The organism is Candidatus Termitispirillum reticulitermitis (genome assembly GCF_054655775.1).
Window position 1 is genome coordinate 1 of record NZ_BAAIHG010000163.1, and the last position, 1,039, is coordinate 1,039.

Annotated in this window: 1 protein-coding gene; it reads right to left on the minus strand. The window is 44.0% G+C overall.

Translation table 11 applies throughout. The annotated features are described in order from the left end of the window. Positions 1-787: tetratricopeptide repeat protein (locus AC1MDJ_RS08010; protein ID WP_479690391.1), on the minus strand; the 787-nt coding region annotated here is incomplete at its 3' end. Between the last annotated feature and the right edge of the window lie 252 nt (positions 788-1,039).

The following is a 1,039-nucleotide window of genomic DNA, read 5'->3' on the forward strand; positions in this document are numbered from 1 at the left end:
TCGTTCCTGCTAAACCAGCAGAAACGACCTCTTTTATCGGCTCCGTCACTGGTTCGTTTGCTACAGGAGACTGCGGGTTTCCCACTAACACTGGCTCACTGGGCATTGACATCTCACCAGCATCTTCTTTATCTTCATTTTTCGGTTTTCCTCCACCCAGTTTGAACTCCTTGCGCACGGCATCCATTGCATTGTCCGCTTCTTGAAGTTTCTTTTCGGTGTTAAAACCATAATCGGGCACGTGTGAGCTTTCAATAGCAGCCTTGTCGCCTGCAATCTTTTCGCTTACAGCGGCGACAGGCGTGAACGTGATATCTATCACAGGCAGACCACCAAGCTCTTCTAGTATAGAATATACCTCTTTGTCGTCTGGTGCCTTTAGATAGGTCATTTTATAGTATTGAACAGCTTTTTCTTTATCGTAGTCCTTATATGACGCACCTAATAACTTTAACGCCTTGTAGTTATCGGAGTCTGCCATTATGACGTTGATTAACAGTTCTTGTGCCTCTGTCTTGTTGCCCGCCTGCAGGAGTGCACCAGCAAGCAGTGTCTCCAGGTGGGTGCAGTGCGGGTATGCTTCCAGCCCCTTACGGCAGATTGGCGTGACATCAGTGTATTTGTCCAAATAGCTCAACATAGTTGCTATTGGCAAACAGAGCGAAAGGTCTTGAGTGCTCTCAAGCTGTTTCTGGAAAAAAGTCAAATCAGCCATATAAGAAGCTTTTAGCTTCTCACTGACCGCTTTACTATCCTTCTTGTTATCATTCCTCTTGCTAGCCTTCATTAGTCTATATTAGTATATTCCAGACCACTTAGTCAAGGTTTATCAAAGTTGATATATAGCCATAACTTTGCCCCCTCACTAGTTAATCATTTGCATGTGTTTTGTCTACTGGAGCGTTCTTAAAATACAGGTAAAATTAGGTAAACGCTAGTAAAACGGAGCAAAAAGAAAAGCCCTCTAAAATGGGGCTTTTAGCAGACACGAATCCTTGAATTGTTCTTGAAACCCTTTAATCTCTGGGACACTCCGGAG